Origin of the sequence: Alkalihalobacillus deserti, from assembly GCF_020734105.1 — a bacterium.
GTDB classification, from domain to species: Bacteria; Bacillota; Bacilli; order Bacillales; family Bacillaceae_D; genus Halalkalibacter; species Halalkalibacter deserti.
Genome location: NZ_JAJAFR010000018.1, coordinates 30,571 through 48,433 on the forward strand (window position 1 = coordinate 30,571; position 17,863 = coordinate 48,433).

The 17,863-nt window shown below is 33.0% G+C and carries 9 protein-coding genes; all 9 read right to left on the bottom strand.

What is annotated here, in order from left to right; genetic code table 11:
• Positions 1-227 precede the first annotated feature (227 nt).
• From LDX58_RS20800 to LDX58_RS20840, 9 genes are read right to left on the bottom strand one after another with little or no spacing between them, the layout of a single operon-like run.
• A complete protein-coding gene (locus LDX58_RS20800; RefSeq protein ID WP_227939017.1) occupies positions 228-890 on the bottom strand; it encodes a hypothetical protein in 663 nt (220 codons plus the stop codon).
• Positions 877-3,981 carry a hypothetical protein gene (locus LDX58_RS20805; RefSeq protein ID WP_227939018.1) on the bottom strand — a complete coding sequence of 1,035 codons (3,105 nt, stop codon included), beginning with the start codon at positions 3,979-3,981 and terminating at the stop codon, positions 877-879. Before LDX58_RS20805 ends, LDX58_RS20800 begins: the two co-directional genes overlap by 14 nt.
• Positions 3,974-4,756: a hypothetical protein gene (locus LDX58_RS20810; protein ID WP_227939019.1), complete on the bottom strand. Its 783-nt coding sequence runs from the start codon at positions 4,754-4,756 to the stop codon at positions 3,974-3,976. The genes LDX58_RS20805 and LDX58_RS20810 overlap by 8 nt, the downstream gene beginning before the upstream one ends.
• A complete protein-coding gene (locus tag LDX58_RS20815; RefSeq protein WP_227939020.1) occupies positions 4,746-7,193 on the bottom strand; it encodes a helicase-related protein in 2,448 nt (815 codons plus the stop codon). The genes LDX58_RS20810 and LDX58_RS20815 overlap by 11 nt, the downstream gene beginning before the upstream one ends.
• Entirely contained in the window at positions 7,190-10,450 is a 3,261-nt protein-coding gene (locus tag LDX58_RS20820; protein WP_227939023.1) for an SNF2-related protein, read from the bottom strand. Before LDX58_RS20820 ends, LDX58_RS20815 begins: the two co-directional genes overlap by 4 nt.
• Before the next feature lies 1 nt (position 10,451).
• Entirely contained in the window at positions 10,452-11,333 is an 882-nt protein-coding gene (locus LDX58_RS20825; protein ID WP_227939025.1) for a hypothetical protein, read from the bottom strand.
• Positions 11,334-11,344: 11 nt separating this feature from the next.
• A complete protein-coding gene (locus tag LDX58_RS20830) occupies positions 11,345-11,932 on the bottom strand; it encodes a hypothetical protein (RefSeq protein ID WP_227939027.1) in 588 nt (195 codons plus the stop codon).
• 2 nt (positions 11,933-11,934) lie between these two features.
• On the bottom strand, positions 11,935-14,643 hold the full coding sequence (locus LDX58_RS20835) for a hypothetical protein (protein WP_227939034.1): 2,709 nt from the start codon (positions 14,641-14,643) through the stop codon (positions 11,935-11,937).
• Positions 14,644-14,651: 8 nt separating this feature from the next.
• Positions 14,652-17,738 (bottom strand): UvrD-helicase domain-containing protein, encoded by a 3,087-nt coding sequence (locus tag LDX58_RS20840; RefSeq protein ID WP_227939036.1) that lies wholly within the window; start codon positions 17,736-17,738, stop codon positions 14,652-14,654.
• Positions 17,739-17,863 lie beyond the last annotated feature (125 nt).

The following is a 17,863-nucleotide window of genomic DNA, read 5'->3' on the forward strand; positions in this document are numbered from 1 at the left end:
TTAAATTTTAACATATATTTTGTGATTATTCCTGTCCAAGGATTTATTGACAAATTTATTAAATATGTACTTGCCGCCATGGTTTATACGGCTTAATGTAATAAGCGTTTCTGCTGCTGCAGAAACGCTTTCTGTTAGTTGACAACAACTATAAACGAAAATCTTCTTTCATAATTCTTTAGGGGATCGTAATGATTAGCATCCTACGTAAGCTATGAACTATTAACTTAACGTCTAGGACTTATACTTAAAACATTTAGTAATTTATAATGCTTTAACCATTCTAATACTTTTGGTGTTAGGTGTTGAACGGTTGCCTCTGATCTATATACTTTTTCAAGAAATTGAATAATATCGTTATTTAAGTTGAGGCTTGTAATAATGCTGTTACCTTGACTTATAGAGTGCTCCAATTGGGTGAAACTTTTTTCATCGGGTTTTCTTTCAAGAAGTACATTTAGATTTTTGATAAGCACACCGACTTGTTGTTCGTGTTTTAATAGATCTTTTAATATTTCTAAGATGTTTATAATTGGGTTTATCTTTTCAGCTGCTATCTTTCTCCATGCAACTTCTAAATTTTCAAGGTAATCCGTCAAACCAACTTTAATGTCCATAATCTCTTTCTCTGTAGGAATTGTTCCAGAGTCAATCGTTGCTGTTAGCTGTTCCAATCTCTTGCTATAACTCTTCGACTTAATAGATGTATCAAGTCGAATATCCCTTTTTAGGAATTCCGTTTTCAAAGCGTTTGCTTTTGCCCCTAATGAATAAACATCATCAAGAAATCTATCTAAGGTTTCCACTCGTCTATTATTCTGCTTTATATCATTTAGTTCTAAGCTATGAGTAATTACATCGACAGTCTCATCAATTTTATTTAATAGCATATTCTTCATTATCTCCTAAATTCGTTAAAGATTGATGTACCTTCTTTACATTCTTTTTTAAATTTTCGAGATTATTATTGTAATCTTCTACTTGAATTTTATTAGATTTAATTAAGCTATTATATTTGTTAGAGAACTGTGTTACGATCTGGTCCGTTTTCAAGAGAAGCGTCAGATAATCAACTAAGGAATGATATGAAAATCTAGAGATATCGACCATGTTTTTTAAATCATTACTTTTGACTTCATCTATTCTCTGAAGAGTAAAACGAATTATATCAGCGAATTGCTGGATCTCTTCGTCACTAACCAAAACATGTTTAAAGTCTTCTTCGGAATAATATTCTTTTGCTTTCCCTCGCAATGTAGTTTCTAAGAACGATTTTATCTTATAAAACGATTTTTCGACCTCATCGTCTACATCAACATATTGTTTAATTTTATCAATTACAGTGTTAAATTGGTCGACTTCAGATTTCAACAGCTTAGGTAGTAAATCCCTTTGTTGTTTTGCTAAATTGTAGGAAACATACAGCTGGGAGTTAAGAGAAGCTACATCAGGCAATTTATCTATAGTCCAGTTTACCTTACCTAAGTCACTAATTTCTTGTAAGATTGGCTGGGCGTTAATAAAGAGCTTCGTTGAGTCGGCTTTGGCCTCACCTAATAAAATGTTTGAGTTTTTAATTAGGAAATCATTATTATTTTTTATCTCCTGGTCTTTTAAAGGTCTTAAAAGATTATGCCAACTATCAGAATGATCGGTATTACGACTTAATTGGGAAGTATTAATCAATTTAAGATAAAGTTCTTCCACTGTTTCTTTTCCGTCTATTTGACCGTTTAAAACGCAGACATAGTATTGATTATACACTGCCCACTTCATCATACTCCACGATCCGCCATCTTCCGTATTCGTTATGATTTTTACTAAATGATCCATATTTTCTGAAATCCAATTATAGACAAGTAATAAATAATCAGTCGAATTTGCAAAGTCCCAAGTGCCCTCGCCTAAAAATTTATACGCTAGGATCGATTCTATAAATTGATAATTTAGCTTATTTCTCTCTAATACCAAGCCTGATGTGTTAACCTCTACCGTTTGACCTTCAATCCCAATTCGATTAATAGAGTTATTTCCAAAAAAGTTACTTACTAAGAAAATTGAAACTCCATAATTCTGCCAAGGGATGAATGAATTTAAAAAATTCACTATTTCAAGTCTTACTATTTTGTGATTTGAAAGGGCTCCATTTTGCTCGTACCAGTCACGCAGTACTTTACGCTCTTGCTCATATTTGGAATGAACAACAGGTTGGACTTTCACTTGTTTTGTACTTTTATTGTTGTCAGTCGGCTTCGTGAGTATTGGCTTTGCTGATTTATCGTCCGGTGGAAGTGTTTCATTAAGTTGTTCTTTCCCTTTGATCGGTGAAAGGTGAAAGGTTTCAAACACTTCTATTGGTAAATCCCCTATTCTCACTTCACCGTCAACTGTAGTTCTAAAAGCAGTTCTATTTCCCCAAACTCTCAGTAAACAACTTATTTCATCTGCATGTTCTGGAGATTGATTATCTAACAATGTTTTATGCAACTCTTCCGCCCACTGGGGAATATCATAATAGTTTCTAAAGTCCTGCCACTTTCCAGGAAAGGCTATAGGATTTTGCAAGTATCGTTCATACACATGTTTAATAATTTGCTTAAGAAAAACACGTGGTGTCTTTTCCTCTAATGTTTGATATAGCTGAGTGATCGCTCTTTTATTGAAAGGAAATAAGCTAATTTCCCCTAACAAAGGGTCTTTAAAGATAGTCCATGTATGTTTCTCATACAAAGTTGAAATAGGTAAGTTAGACGAATTTGCACCAGATGTTAACCAATGGGTTAATACGTCACTTTTCGTATTGATGGCATTCAAATAACGAGCGGCCAAGATTACGACGTCGTCTTCTGTTGCAAATAATGAATCTAATTCAATAAAGATTCTTCCTGTCACTCGTTGCTTTAAGTTATCAGGAAAGAATGAGTTGTAATAAGATGTAGTAGTACCTATAACTGAAAAAAGCCTGCAAATTTCCTCATTGTTGTGATTTGACACGTTGAGCGCTTCAATTAACGATCGATCAATTCCAGTAAATGAGGTAATGTCTTCAATAAATAAAGTTAACACTTTATCATTTTTCTTTAGATGTTTCCGAAGATCATAGATGATTTGTCTAAAATCTTCTCCGCTCATTTGAAGACAGAGTTGAATAACTGAATCAATGTACGTATTTAAATATTCACTTACCCGTACTCTAAAATCTTCTTTGCGGTAGATATCTTTAGCAAAACTACTCGCACTTCGTGTAACATCTTCATAATCCTCAATTTCTTCTCTAAACTCTAAAGAAATTTTAAAATCGTCCGGTGTAAATCTAGCGTCAAACTCATTTTGTCGTTCATCCTTCGCATTAGAAGAAATCTTATGGAATAACCTAGTGAAAGGACCATTTTTGGTAGCAAATAAATGCTCCATAGCATAATTACATTTAATAAATTCAATTAATTTATCAGATTCTCTTTTACTAATAATGCAATCAGTAAAATCTGTTTTCGACTCTAGCTTTGTTAATAAATTATTTTTTATTGAAAATAGAAGTTCATTATCATCAAGTAATTCCTTTGCAAGTGATAACTTTTTTGAAATTTCTTCGTTATTTATTTCACTTAGAGCCTCTGATTGTAAGATTTGCATTATTGCTGATTTTAATGTGTTTTGGTGCCTCTTAATCGAAACGATAACTTCATTTGAATCTTTGTGAATCATATATTTTTCCATGACCCAACGAATAAAGTGAGACTTACCAGAACCACTATCTCCTTGAACCACTAAAAAATTATGTTTATTCGCTTCTTTTATTAAGTAATCAGAGAAAAAATCTTCTTCGTTGATACTTTTCTCGATATCATTGCCTATGCCGCTGGAAGTATATTTTAAACCCGTAAAAGGTAAATGAGTCGCAAGGAATTCCGCTGGGGACGTATACGTAGCATCATTTACTATTACTTCATCTAATCGCTTTAGAAGTTGTTCGTTATTCAATATGCTCCCCCCTTATATTAATATGGGTTGCTTTTTGGTCTACCTCATGAAACACACTTGGTGTTAAACTCCAAATGTTTACATAATCTTGATGATACTCTAATTTTATTACCCCTTGATCATGTAAATCTCGTAAAGCCATAGATAGAAAAACAGATATGGAGTTATCGTGTAAACATCCGTTGAACTCCGGACATTTATTCTTTAACCAAGTGAAAAATTCTTGTAATGGCACCCACTTATCTATCTTTAATTCGTCCGCATAATACTGAATGATATCTTTGATCCTTAAAGACGAATTAGGAACAAAAATCTTATTATGCAAATTACCGATGCCCAGAAAAACAGCCCATAATCGCCACTGCAAATGAAAATTTGCATTTCCTTCCCGAACCAAGTCTGGGTTTTCTTTGTTGTAATCATTCACCTTTATGCCTAGAATTTTTTCATCTTGGCTGACTACCCACTCAGTAAACAAATAGAAAATTGTCTTATCACCGGAAAATAAAATGGAGTTTAGTTTCATTCTAAAGTTTTGAATAGAATGAATATCTTCCTTGTTGATATTTAACTCATATTTACCAGCAGCGTTTTCAGAAACCCACCCACATGTCTTTGCATAGTTTAAGACTGGACTTAACTCTCCCTCATTACTTAAAGGTTGTACTAAATGTCTTAATTCCTCTCGAGTGTATTGTTTATACTCTATTAATTTTAATATTGCATATAGTCGATCAGGCAATACTTCTAATTTAAAATTAGTATCAATTTGCATGGAGTCCCCCGCTACAATTCTTTATTGGCCCATCTACTAAATCACGTAGTTTTCGCGCCTCGCTCTTAATAAACAAATCCTTCATCGTGACATAGATATATTTGTTGTTTTCCATCTGTCTCTGATTATTTTTTATATAGGAATAAATCTTGTCTGTTTTAGTAGAGCTGCCTTTCAAAACAACACAAACAATTCCACTTAGAATAAGATCGTCTCCAGAAAGAACTTCATTAAATTCATAGACGATCACTTCTACTTTATTTAAATAATTAAACATGACTTCATTTCTGTTCTCCACTAATAACACGTCAAATTGATGCTCCGATAAATAACGAGGATTAAATTCCCCTTCATACTCATAAATCGATTCTCTGAGCATAAATTGGTCACTATTTCGGTATTGCTTCAGATAGCTCAGAAAATCCATACGGCCTTCACTGATTGTAATATGCTGCTTACTAAAAGTAGCTTTCCGCTGTTTCACTCTACACGATGGGCATGTACGACATGCCCTTGTTGTATAGGTGTATACATTTTCATAGTGGTACCCAAAGCAAGTTTTTTTGGCTTCCTTAAACATCGCTCTTATAAAAGAAACTTGATCGTTTATTTTGCTTCGTTCTGCTTCCCTCGGGCCATCAATTTTAGTTAAAAAGTCAGATTCGGAATGTGTAATACCTAAATCTTTAATTTTAATCAGAGTATTATATTCGGAATTCCCTATCCACTCTGCATCTAAAATTTCGATCAAATTGTTTCTTTGCAAGAACAACAAGACATATCCATACCAGTTTGCAAATAATCTACCCGTAAACTCTTCCTTCCTGTTAAGGGGCTTAACCATTGTATTTACTACTAATTTGTCTCCGCCTTCTATAGTTACAGGTTGTTGGATTAGGTCGATGAATTTCTCTCTGATTTTTTCTGTCGTTAACACTTTGCTATTTGTTAAATGATTTACTAACTTTATATCCTCTAATTGGTAGAGTAAAGAAATAGATAAGCTTGGAAAACCATCTCTCCCCCCTCTACCAACTTCTTGATAAAAACGGTCAAGACTTGGTGGCATATATAAATGAACCACTGCTCTCACATCTTTTTTGTCCATACCAACACCAAAAGCAGATGTGGCGACGATAATATCGATTTCATCATTTTTCCACTTGGTAATAATTTCTTGCCTGTCTTCATTACTAGTATCTCCAGTGAATACAGCTACACGAGAATAGTGGTTATCCTTAATAATCGATGCATACTTTTCAGCATCAGCTCGAGTCCCCACATACACAATAAAAGGTCTTGGGATTTTAGGTAGAAGCTCAGCGAAGTATTGATTTCTTTTTGCATTTCCTTCGCAATGTTTATAGTAATACTGTATTTCATCTCGGAGAGTATCCGTTCTTATTTCTACTAAATTAGTTTTTTCTGAAAACAATTCTTTTAGAAGGTCTGTACTCTCTTCTGATAATGTTGCTGATAGAAGAATGGTCTTTAATTTGCCATTTGTTCGTTCTAGTAATTTTCTTCTCATGACTGCTAACATTTGAAAATCGATTCTGAACAGATCTCCCCATTCGTCAATAATATGTGCCTCATCAATTACCAACCGATTTAATTGATTATCCGTTGCTAAATCGAATAAAACTTGTTTAAACCAAGGCCTTAACACGACTTCAGGGGAAGTGAAAATCAAAGAGACCGTTCCATTTTTTACATCTTTTTCGATTTCTTTTCTTTGGCTGGTTGAAACTCCAGAGTGAATAACGCGAACGCTTAGTTCATTATCGGTATACGCAGCAGATATATTTTGTTGTTGGTCCATTGTTAAGGAAACGGTAGGGACAATGACTACTGTTACACCAGATTTGTCATAAAACGCAGGCATTTGAAAAACAAGAGATTTTCCGCCACCTGTTCTTAGTGCTGCTATTAACGTACTACCTTCTTTTTGTGTTAGCGCTGCATGTACCAAGTATTTTTGACCTTTAGAAGTGTATTCTTTGTAACCTGTCATATGATACAAAAAGCCATCACCAGCAACACGATGGTCGGAACCATATTGATAGTTATAGATCTCGTTAATTTCTTCACCAACTTCTAACCAAGAAGGATAATCAGAAGTACAAGAAATTTCAACTACATCACCAAAATGATAAGAGCGTATTCCAAAATACTCGATATTAGTGGAGATGTTGCTAAATACATTCTCTGGTAATTGTAGTTTACTGTTTGAGATTAATAGATAGTGCCTGAGATTGGCGAGAAAGTCACGCAGTCCATTACCAGTTTGCAAATAATACTCATAACAGTTTATTGTTCTTTTCACAACAGGATCTATTGGTTCAGCTGCACTATTCTTATTAATTTCTTCAATAGCAATTTTCGGGTTTACTTTTCTCGAGAATACATCCTCTAAAATAGTTTTATATTGTATCACTGTTTTCTCACCCTGACATAATAAACGGAATCTAATTCATATTTACAGTGGAGAATTCCTTTAACAAGTAACTTATAAAGTTCACTATTAGCTGTATCTAATACTGTTTGATCATCATAAAATGAACGAGATTGTTGGTGGCCTCGATTTTCAAGACTGTAATAACTTGAAAACTGTTTTTTTACCGATACTAACCTTTTTTGTGCCTGCTCTTTTATTTGTTCGAGACTGCGATTGTGGGCTTTAACAACTAATCTTTCCCACTTCTTCGGAGGGTATAATTCAATAAACTTGTCAATTTCACTAACCCTTCCGCCCCTTCTACCCAAATGGTTAACCATACTTTGGCTTTTAGATGTAACTAACTCGTCTATTACATCGACGGTTATCAACTCCTCTCCTGAAATTCTGATTAAATTTTGTTCTATTTTCACTAAGTTAAAACCTTTAATTAAATTTAAGTGATCCAATGAGATATCATTATCTAATAGATACTTGTTACGAAAGCTAGTTTTCCATTTGAACACTAATCCGCTAAAATCAAAGTCACCTGCTATTTCCATTGCACAACACGTGCCTTTATAGAATGAACTAGCATGAGTTAACAACGAATCAAAAATCGGCTCTCCTGGTGCAAAAAAGGCCAATTCTTCTTTTTTAATAGCCATATCTCGATCATAGGTTCCAACTATTTCATTAGGGTTGTTTGAACGCTTTAAAATTTCTTCTGTCTCTAAAGGAACATATAGCGCTTTTCTAAATGAGCCATAGCTAAATGCTTGCGGTGAAAATTTTGCTAAAGGTTGATTATTTTTAAGCACAGATTCACTTTTAAAACCAACCATTCTCCCCCATGCATTCATAGCGTTGGAGAGGTTTTGTCCCTGATTATCATCAATGGTATGAATCAAATTTTCAATCAGCCGTTGTAAACGCCTGCTCATTTGCCTGTTGGCATCATATAATCTTTCTTCACGAAGTACTTTATTTAATTGTATTGACTTCTTCTGAAACTCTTCTAAAATAAATTCAAAATCTCTATCCTGATAATTTATTAGATAATCATTGATTATATTCTCAAATTCTTCTAGTGCGATTTCTAACCCACTTAATGATTCATTAAAAATATTAAACGCACTGTCCCAAATTCTTAATAACTCTTCTTCAAGACTGTCTTGAGAATAAAAAACAACAGACAATACATCTTTTTCCACATCACGGCCTATTCTGTCTAAACGCCCAATCCGTTGTTCAATTTCTGATGGTGATAATGGTACATCAAAATGAATAATTGCATCTGCAACTTGAAAGTTTCTTCCCTCGCCAGCTGTATAATCACACAGCAGAATATTAACATCCGGTTCTATTTGAAAATCGTATACGTTTTGAGTAAGATCATCATTACTTATTCCTGCATAGAAATTCCTAAATTTTCCAGCACCAATATAATTTTCTAGCATTTCTTCTAGCATTTTTGCTGATTCCGTGAACTTAGTAAATATGACAACCTTTAGATCGTAGGCTTCTTGGTCAAGGTAATCTATCAGCTTTGTAACCCTACTATTTATTAATTCCGGATTATCTAAAAAATGTGTAGGCTCTTCGATTTCTTTTTGAACGGCTTTACCGTATTGATTGAGTTTATCTACAAGCTCTTTGTAGATAGGTCCACAATTCAATAACCCTGAATGAAGCTCCAGATAAGAATGTAACGCATAAGGTGAAGAAAACATTCTACTTAGTAGCTCTTTAGCAATACTACTATCCACCATGTTGTTTTCTTTTAATTGATTAATTAGTTCAAGGAGCCATACATATGTTTCATGCTCAAAATAATTGTTATTACTATCTTGCATCATATACGATTGTTTTAATAACGTTCTTTTTGCAAATTTATTTTTTAATTCGTCACGTCTATGTCGAATAATATCTCGATCAATTTGGTAATATTCCGCAAGATATTCAAGTAATGTGTGGATGTAAGTTAATGCGTTATCCGTTTCATCCACACTAATCTGATCGAACGTTGAATTTATAAAGTCATCTTCCACGTAGTCATTTATCTCTTCTAGTTCAAAGATAATATCTTCAAGCAACCCAGTGTCCTCAGCGGATGAATCATAAAATTCTTCCAATAGGTTTCTTATTTCACAAACATGCTCTTTTATCTTATTATTTTTATCTACTAGTGACCCGAATTGAGTGAGAGACATATTATGATACATTTCGGGTTTTAGTAATTTTAATAGATGTAAATATTCACTCCGTCTTGAGGTGATCGGTGTAGCGGTTAGAATTAGTACATTTTCTACACGCCTAGACATTTCATAAATAGAGGAATAAATGGAATCGTTGGAAATTACTTTATGGACTTCATCAACTATCATTAAGTCCCATTTTTGTTGTAATAAACGTTTGTATTTATGATCATTTAACCGTTCTAACGGAATGATTACAACATCACTCAACTCGTTAAGGTCGTCTTCCTCATAAATGGTTGCTGCCATCCAAAGTTTAATTTCAAATTCGTTTTGCCATTGCTTCATCAAAGTTCCTGGTACAATTACTAATGTCTTAAAGTTTGCTTTTTTTCTGCTCAATGTATTTGCTATGATTAACGCTTCAATCGTTTTACCTAAGCCAACTTCATCTGCTAACATTAATCTACAGTTACTGTCTTTTGAAGCTCGCATAATAGTATCAATTTGATGTGGGAATAAATAAGCACGTGCTCCCACTAACGTTTCAAATCCTGCAGGAGCATTTTCCAAAGAGGTAGAGAATCTACTGACGACTTGACGATTTAAATACCATTTTGGATTTTGAAATTCATAGGATAATAATTGGTGGATTGGATTTATACTTCCCGACTGGAAAGAGGCACTAATCTCCGTTTCACAAACCTTCACAGGCTTATGTTGGTCGTGGATATAATAATAGGCGAAAGGAACATTTTTTCTTTTAATTTCGTCAATTATAATGCCTTTTTTCTCGACATTATTAACAGAATAAATAACTTCCGTACCTTTTTGAATGGATGCTCTATTAACTTCATATTTACTATAAGTACGACGGATCGGCAATGTTGGTAGATACTGTCTAAGCCCATCATAGTCATAAAAATTTACGTTGATTTCGTCCGCTTCTTCATTACATGATACAACTTTCCCTAGAATAAATGATCTGGGATCGGTTTCGCTTTCATCATCGAAAGGACATCTAACATACATTCCTTCCTCTAAATGTACTTCTCTCATATTAATCATCCTCGTAATTAAAAATGTCTTTCTCCCCGGTCTCATCATGAATAACTTCAAAGCTATAACCCTTATTAGGTACATATATAGCCGTGAATTGAATGACGTCATTCGTATAAAAGAAAGGTAGGTAAAATGAGTACTGGGTTAAAACTCGTTCTTTCCTAATACCTTTATCTTTCCATTCTTCAAAAACGACTAAATTAATATGAGTATCTAAGGCAAATTTCACTGGAAATAAAACACTTCCACTGATCTCATTATCGAAGGAATCTAGCTCCATGATAGGATACACGCCACTTAGATAACGTAATTTAATTTGTTTCGTTCTATTTGAACTTAATCCAAGTTCACTAATCGTATAGATTAGTTCTTTTACTTGAATGCATGAACAGTTGAAAAAATGTTGTATAGGTTTCTCTAACCAAAAAGCTAACTCACTTTTACTTACTAATATGATTTCCTCTACAACATATTTCGAAAGATGAAACTTCACTCGTTTTATAAGATCTTCAACCTTTTCGTTAATCTCACTATTTTTGCTACTCGTGCTGCCGTTCCACTGCATCCGTGTGTTAGCCTGTTCCAGAATAGATTCGAGCTGCTGTTTCAGCGTTGGATTAAGCAATGTATATTCATGTGATTTTCCTACGAGCAAACTTTCATAATAAAAAGTCAGCTCCTTTTCTAGTTCACTATCCACTAAATGTTGTTCGACAAGAATATCATAGGCCATTTCCGCTTCAATGGTTTTAAAGCCCAGCTCTAAGAACTCGTAATCATACAGGATCTGTTCAAAAATAATATTAGTTCCCACTGAAGCAGGTCCGAAAATGCATTTAACATGTAAATCCTCAACATAGATAATTAATAAGTTTTTCATCCCATTCCCCGCTATAACCAGTGTAGCCCAGCGATCCATTCAACATTATACTTTTCATATTTATACAGGATCGCAAATGTGGACTTATCTTTACTATTAATTAGGTTTTTATACTCAGTTAATCTATCAGGTAAAGTATCTTTAATTAGGTGATGTAGTATATATGAGCCCCACCGAACATCTTTAATTAAGTAATCATTACGGACCCCGTTTGCCCAGAATTTAATTCTTAATTTTTCCCTATTCACATATATTTCTTGAACAGATGTGATCTTAATTATTGAAAACTTTTCTACATTTCGATTAATTTTAAAAGCTTCAATATTGACAGTCTCTCTATCAAAAAATTTACTTAGTTGATTACGAGTGTAACGCTGAACAATTGATTTAGTTCCAACTGGATAGACAAAATCACCTTCTCTTAATGTCTCCACTTCCGTCACGGCCCCGATATCGAAATAGACAATTTCACCTTTAAAAATCTCTTCTCTATGAAGTTCTATTGAAATAAGCCGACATTTTAGTTCATCGTAACAAATAATAACAAATTCATCTTCTCCACTTTGTGAAATTGCAAGTGTTAGTAATTTTCTAGACATCTCTAGCTCTCCTTAACCTTTAACCCATACGTACAAACATACTTTTGATTACAAATATCACATATTTTCCAATGGTGGTTCTTTGGTAAAAATGGAAAATCATCGTCGTTTATAAACCGGTCTAAATCTTTGATAAATTTATTGTATTTAATCCCACTCAACTTATCCGCCTTTAATATGTGAGATAAAACATTTTTCCCATTTTCTTGCTCTTTCCAACTTGCATATTTAAACTCCAATTTTGTATCAATATAATTATTCTCTAAGTTGCTATTATCATTTCTTTCAACCATTTTTCTTATCTGCCTGTGATCTAACACGTCCATAAACGGGAAAAGGTTCTTAAATTGATCTAGTGTAGTTTCTATAGATATCCTTTCTTCCTTAAACCTTTTAATTGAAGTATAGGTAGCTAACAATTGAGAAACATACTGAAGACTAAACTCATCATTATAGTACGGAAATTCATCTAAACAATGGTTAAATAAAAATTTAAGGTAACAAGCTTGTCCAGACCGTTTCATGGTTGCGTCCATTTCTGTATCAATAGATACAGTGCTACCCTCATTATAAGGTAGTTTCAGTTCCGTATTTTCAAATTCATTATGCTCTTCAAAGCACTCAATTGGTAACCCAAGAATTTTAAAAACTGAGTATGGTTGTGCATCTTCTTCTCCAATTTCTTCAATGTAACTTAGCTTTATCGAGTTAATCGGCGATAAAAAATAAGTTCCATAAAATAGAGAAAAACGTAAAAAATGAATATACTCTTTTTTACTAGTAGCAACAATAGACGCAACATCATTAATTCCATCGATCATTTCGATTGTTATTGGGAATGGCAATGATTTTTTCGTTTTATTTAATAGGTTCTCATCAGATAATCCAGCAAAATGGTAAGATGGGATAACACCGCCCCTTTTCTTCTCTTCTCTGGCTTTTGCTAGAAGTACACCACCATCAATTTGCTCAAAATCTCTAACAATCCACTCAGCTTCTTGATCCTTATTTTCTTGAGCTGCTAAATAAAAGTGTAACGTTTCTTTTATATCTTCTATATCAGCCACAACGTTTTCTATAGTAATTGATTCCAGACGTCTTTTGATGTCGGTAATAAAAGCTACTTCTTTATCGCTAATTTCTTTTTTATTCATATTTTCAGAAATGTAATCAATTAAGCCTTTGTAATGTTCTTTTAAATCGACTTGACCTCCACTAAACAACTGTGATGCAAAGTTATCTATATATTCGATAACGCTTATAAAATCATCAATATCTCGTTCTGTATACCGGAAAAAAGAAAGTTTACGTGTCCTGTTTCTTTCCTTCCCCCTAACTGTTTTTTTAACTGTTTCTAAACGGTCTTTATACTGCTCTAATGTTTCGGCTCCTTTAAAATAAAGTGCAAGGTCATAATACATTTGCAACGGAGTTAGACCGTTACTAAACTTCCAAATATTCAATGCTAAACATTCTTTTAAATTGTTTTCATCTATTAATAGCTCTTTATTTTTTTGGTTCCACATGTTATAAATGCCCAGAATAAATTGACCAATTGGATAAGATAAGAAGTGTCTACTACCAAAATGTTCTGGAAAATAAACCTTTAGCAATTCATTCATGTCACTTCCATCAACAGCATAAAATTGCTCTTTCATATTCTTGATAATATCTATTTTATTCCCTTTATAATTTTTCGCTTCTTCTGCACTTGTCTTTGCTGTTGTATAGATTGGTGATACATAATCAGTAAATGCTGTTAAATTAGTGAATTTTATTAACGTCTCGCCCGTCTTTCTGACATTCCTTACGTTGCCTTCAAAGAGCGAACCAATATTTTCACCTAATGCCCTTGTGTTCACTTGTGTTGAACTGTTAGACGTTTCTATATCTTTCTTTGTCCACTTATACACGTTGGCCCACGTACTATAGATAGTCGGAAAGCCTTGGCAATAGTTAAAAAGAAATATCACCTCAACCCCGATTGACTCCAGCTTAGAAACAAATTTATGGATCAAAGGTGTAAATTGATGAACTCCATGAATAACTACTTTATCAAAAGGTATATCATTACTTAAGATAGTTTTGATGTGCTCAAGAACTTTCTTTTTCTTTTGGTCCTCTTGCATATTTTGAATTTCATTTTTAATTTGTGTAAGTCTATCTTGGTTTGTATCATTTTTTTTTAGATTTAGTTCTCGTTCTAATTCAGTTAGCAATATTTCATATGAGCAAAACTGTAAGCCATCAACCCCTCGTGCGGATTGATGAAAAAGTCGCTGAAAGCAATCATAGTTTATCAGTTTACTATATATCTCCACTAAGCACTTTTGTTCCTCAGTTAAATTATGGACTTTCTGAAAATCAATTGGCTCAATCCCACATTCAATTACGAATCTAATAGACTCTAAAATGTCATTACGATTATGAGTAAACGAATTCCTTAGTTTAAAATTATCTATTTGTTTTATCTCCTTAGATAATTCGATGAATTGTAACAGTTTTTGTTCATTGTTTCCGTGCCACTCACTATAAAACTGCTTTAAGAAGTTATCAATTGTACATAATAGGGAGAATTTCTCGCGACCATAATACGCTTTTAACCCCTCGACCAGTGTTTGTGATACGCATAAGTGTGGATATTCACTTATGTTTTCCCAATAATCGAGATCCACTAACTCAAACGGATTTTCATATGTTAATAGCTTCATTTTGTAGTTCACCCTTCTAATAACTTGCGCCATGATTGGTTAATATCTGATTCACTAGTTAAGGATTTAAACCAAGTAAAGGATTTCTCTGCCCTTGTCATTGCTACATAAAGAATTCTAGCTTCTTCTTGAACCTTGTACTTCATTTCATTTTTTCTTTCATTGTAGAAGATATCGTTTGTAACCAGCGTTTGACCTATCCTTAATTGAAGGCCAATATCTTTGTTACTCACAAGCATTTCATTTCCACTGATTGACTCTAGTTCAAATTCACAAAAAGGTAAAATAACATGAGTATACTCAAGTCCTTTTGATTTATGGACTGTCGTACAAAGTAACTTTTTACTGCTACTATGTTCTACTGTTCTCTCATCTTCATGTTGGTTTGCAAAAATCATGATATATAAAAAGTCACTAATTTTGTTAATCGTCATATACTCATCATTTGTTCTTTTAATAATGGTTTCAATTAAAAGATCCATGTTTCTCTTATAATGTTTTTTCTTTTGCAATATTTCATCTTCATTTTTTAAGCCCAGATAGTGTACATAGTGATTCCAAGGTTTTATGTCATAAATGATTTGCTTTAAGACCCTAATTACCGGTTCTTTTTTCAATCTAGTTACGTAGTCGTTCCACCCAGGGATAATTTTATTTTCTAAAAAGAGTTGCGAAATATATACCGGATTATCTCTATGCGTGTAAACAATTCTATTACTAATTTTCTTAGAAAAATTAGAAAGAGAAAGTGCATATAAATGTTTCGGGCTATTGTTGAATTGTAGTGCTAAAACTAGCTTGTATAAATCTACAGTAGAATCTAACTTGTATAAGTTATCGGCAATATCTGTTTCAATATCTATTTCGAATTTTTTACAGATCTGTCTAATTTGTTCAATCTCTTGGTTTGTTCTAGTAAGGATGGCAATGGACTGTTTCTCTTCACCATTATTTTTAAAATTATTCACGGTTTCTACTAATCTCTGTTCAAACTCAGTCTCCGTATTAAACGTTAAAGAGTTCATTAGAATAGAAGGTTTTTCTGATTTTTCAACGCCTTGTAAAGCCTCATCATACTTAAGTAGTTTTAGCCTTTTTAAGTTGGAGAAGTGGTGGTGATACTCTTGCAACAGTTCATCATATGTTCTGTAATTTTTCGTTAACGAGAATGTTTTTTCCCAGTTCGTCATCCCATCTAAAAGTAATTCGAAAGCGTTATCTTCTGCACCCCTAAACCTATAGATACATTGCTTGATATCTCCAACCACAAATAGACGAAAACCAAACAGTGCTTGAAACCTTTTAATTGCCTCAATTTGAAAATCGTCCGTATCTTGAAACTCATCAACAAACAAATACTTGATAGGATGGTCAACCGCATGTAAGCTTTCAAGTTGTTGCAGTATTTTCAATAAATAAATCATCAAATTGCTCAATTGAACAGTGTTATTTTCTATATCACTGTTTATTGTATTCATTTGTACATTTGCAGCAGTTTCAATTAACAGGTTAAACAGATCTAGATGGTTTTTAACTGTACCAAAATTGTAATCACCTGATAAATCGATGTTTTTTTTATCGAATTTGTCTAAGAGAGTGACAACTGTCTTGATCAGTTCATACTTATCATAATGAACAGTACAATTTAAATATTTTTCATTATCATTTACTAATTTATTTAATTCCTTAACAACTGCTTCGCGTCGCTTATACATTCCTGATTGAATGGATATATCTGTTCCAACTCCTAGATAGACTGAGTAATGTTGAATAATTTTTTTAACTAGTGAATGTATCGTCGAAATATTCATCTTAGCCACTACTTCCATATAGGAGAGATAGAGTGTATTTTCTGTAATGATGAACATGTCACTAAAGTATTCGTTGAGTCTTCTTTTCATATTGTTTGCAGCTTCATTCGTAAAAGTAATCATATAAATAGACTTTATAAGCTCTTCAGGTGTAAACCGATTCTTGGCAACTAAAAAACTGATTCTCGAGATCATTGAATGAGTTTTTCCAGTTCCTGCACCAGCAGAAACTAAAATATGTTTGTTAACATCAGCATGCTCTACCTTATACTGATTTAAATTAAAAGTGGAGTGCTTATTAAAATATCCCAGAACATCCTTTACATGTTGTTCCTCTATCACTCCATCATAAATAGTAAACTCTTCTGTAAAATGCTCTGTGATTGCTTCGTATATTTCTAAATGAAAGATCCGATTTTTTAATATATTCTTATCTTGATCGTATAATTTAAATGCAGCGTACTCATCTAAATATTCAAATGTTGGATTGGAAGTTAGCTGCTGGTAAATAACTTTATTTATATCCTCAATTTCTGATAAAATGATTATCTTTATACCAAGTTTCCAGTCATCTAGTATTTCTTTTATTGTTTTCTCAATTTCATCTATTTCAAAATGCCTTGGGATAAAGACTAATTTAGAATACAATTTTTTGTGATTACTCTTAATGAAGAAGTTATAGGATGTGACCGGGTTTTTTAGAATTTGTTCTTCTGTTTCAAATAATCGTCTAAGCTGATGATGGATTTTTCCATCTACTTTTGATCCAGAAACTCTCTGTACCAATTTTGCTTTTCTTAGTAAAGTATCCATAAAAAACTCTGGTTTATCAAAGTCATCCTTTAGCAAAGTGACGCTACGGTCCGAAATGATATTCATAGATTTCTCTTCAAATGTTTTTTCTGTCATGTTGGGATAACAAACAATTGGCGCAACAAACGTATCTAGCCCCATCGTTTTTTTGATTTTATTTGAAAGTTTAAAGCAATAATTTCTACATTGCTTAAGAGGAGAATTTGCTTCCTCTTCTATATTATTTTTTGTTATATAATTTACTTTTTCGCTATCAACTGTGGTAATAGTATGTCCGTCCCATGATTTTACTTCTAATATTAAAAATCCAATTTCAGGGATCAATATACAAAAGTCAGTCTCTACTTCCTCAACAAAATAATTAAAGTAGCCAATGAATTTATTTGGTAAATTCTCCTTAAGAAAAAAATACGTAAACCTCTCACTTTCATACTTAAACTCTGATACATTCTCCGGGTACATAATAGCCATCGTTGTCACCTCTACGAATCATATATTTTTACAATAGGCTGGAAGTTGTATATATAAGCATTATTATACTCCCGATCTTGTAAGAATAGTAGGGATTACCTAGCAACTATTATGTTAATTAAGTA

Excerpts from the sequence above, each read along its gene's own strand:
- LDX58_RS20800 (WP_227939017.1), bottom strand. The coding sequence starts at position 890 with ATGCTATTAAATAAAATTGATGAGACTGTCGATGTAATTACTCATAGC.
- LDX58_RS20810 (WP_227939019.1), bottom strand. The coding sequence starts at position 4,756 with ATGCAAATTGATACTAATTTTAAATTAGAAGTATTGCCTGATCGACTA.
- LDX58_RS20820 (WP_227939023.1), bottom strand. The coding sequence starts at position 10,450 with ATGAGAGAAGTACATTTAGAGGAAGGAATGTATGTTAGATGTCCTTTC.
- LDX58_RS20825 (WP_227939025.1), bottom strand. The coding sequence starts at position 11,333 with ATGAAAAACTTATTAATTATCTATGTTGAGGATTTACATGTTAAATGC.
- LDX58_RS20830 (WP_227939027.1), bottom strand. The coding sequence starts at position 11,932 with ATGTCTAGAAAATTACTAACACTTGCAATTTCACAAAGTGGAGAAGAT.
- LDX58_RS20835 (WP_227939034.1), bottom strand. The coding sequence starts at position 14,643 with ATGAAGCTATTAACATATGAAAATCCGTTTGAGTTAGTGGATCTCGAT.
- LDX58_RS20840 (WP_227939036.1), bottom strand. The coding sequence starts at position 17,738 with ATGGCTATTATGTACCCGGAGAATGTATCAGAGTTTAAGTATGAAAGT.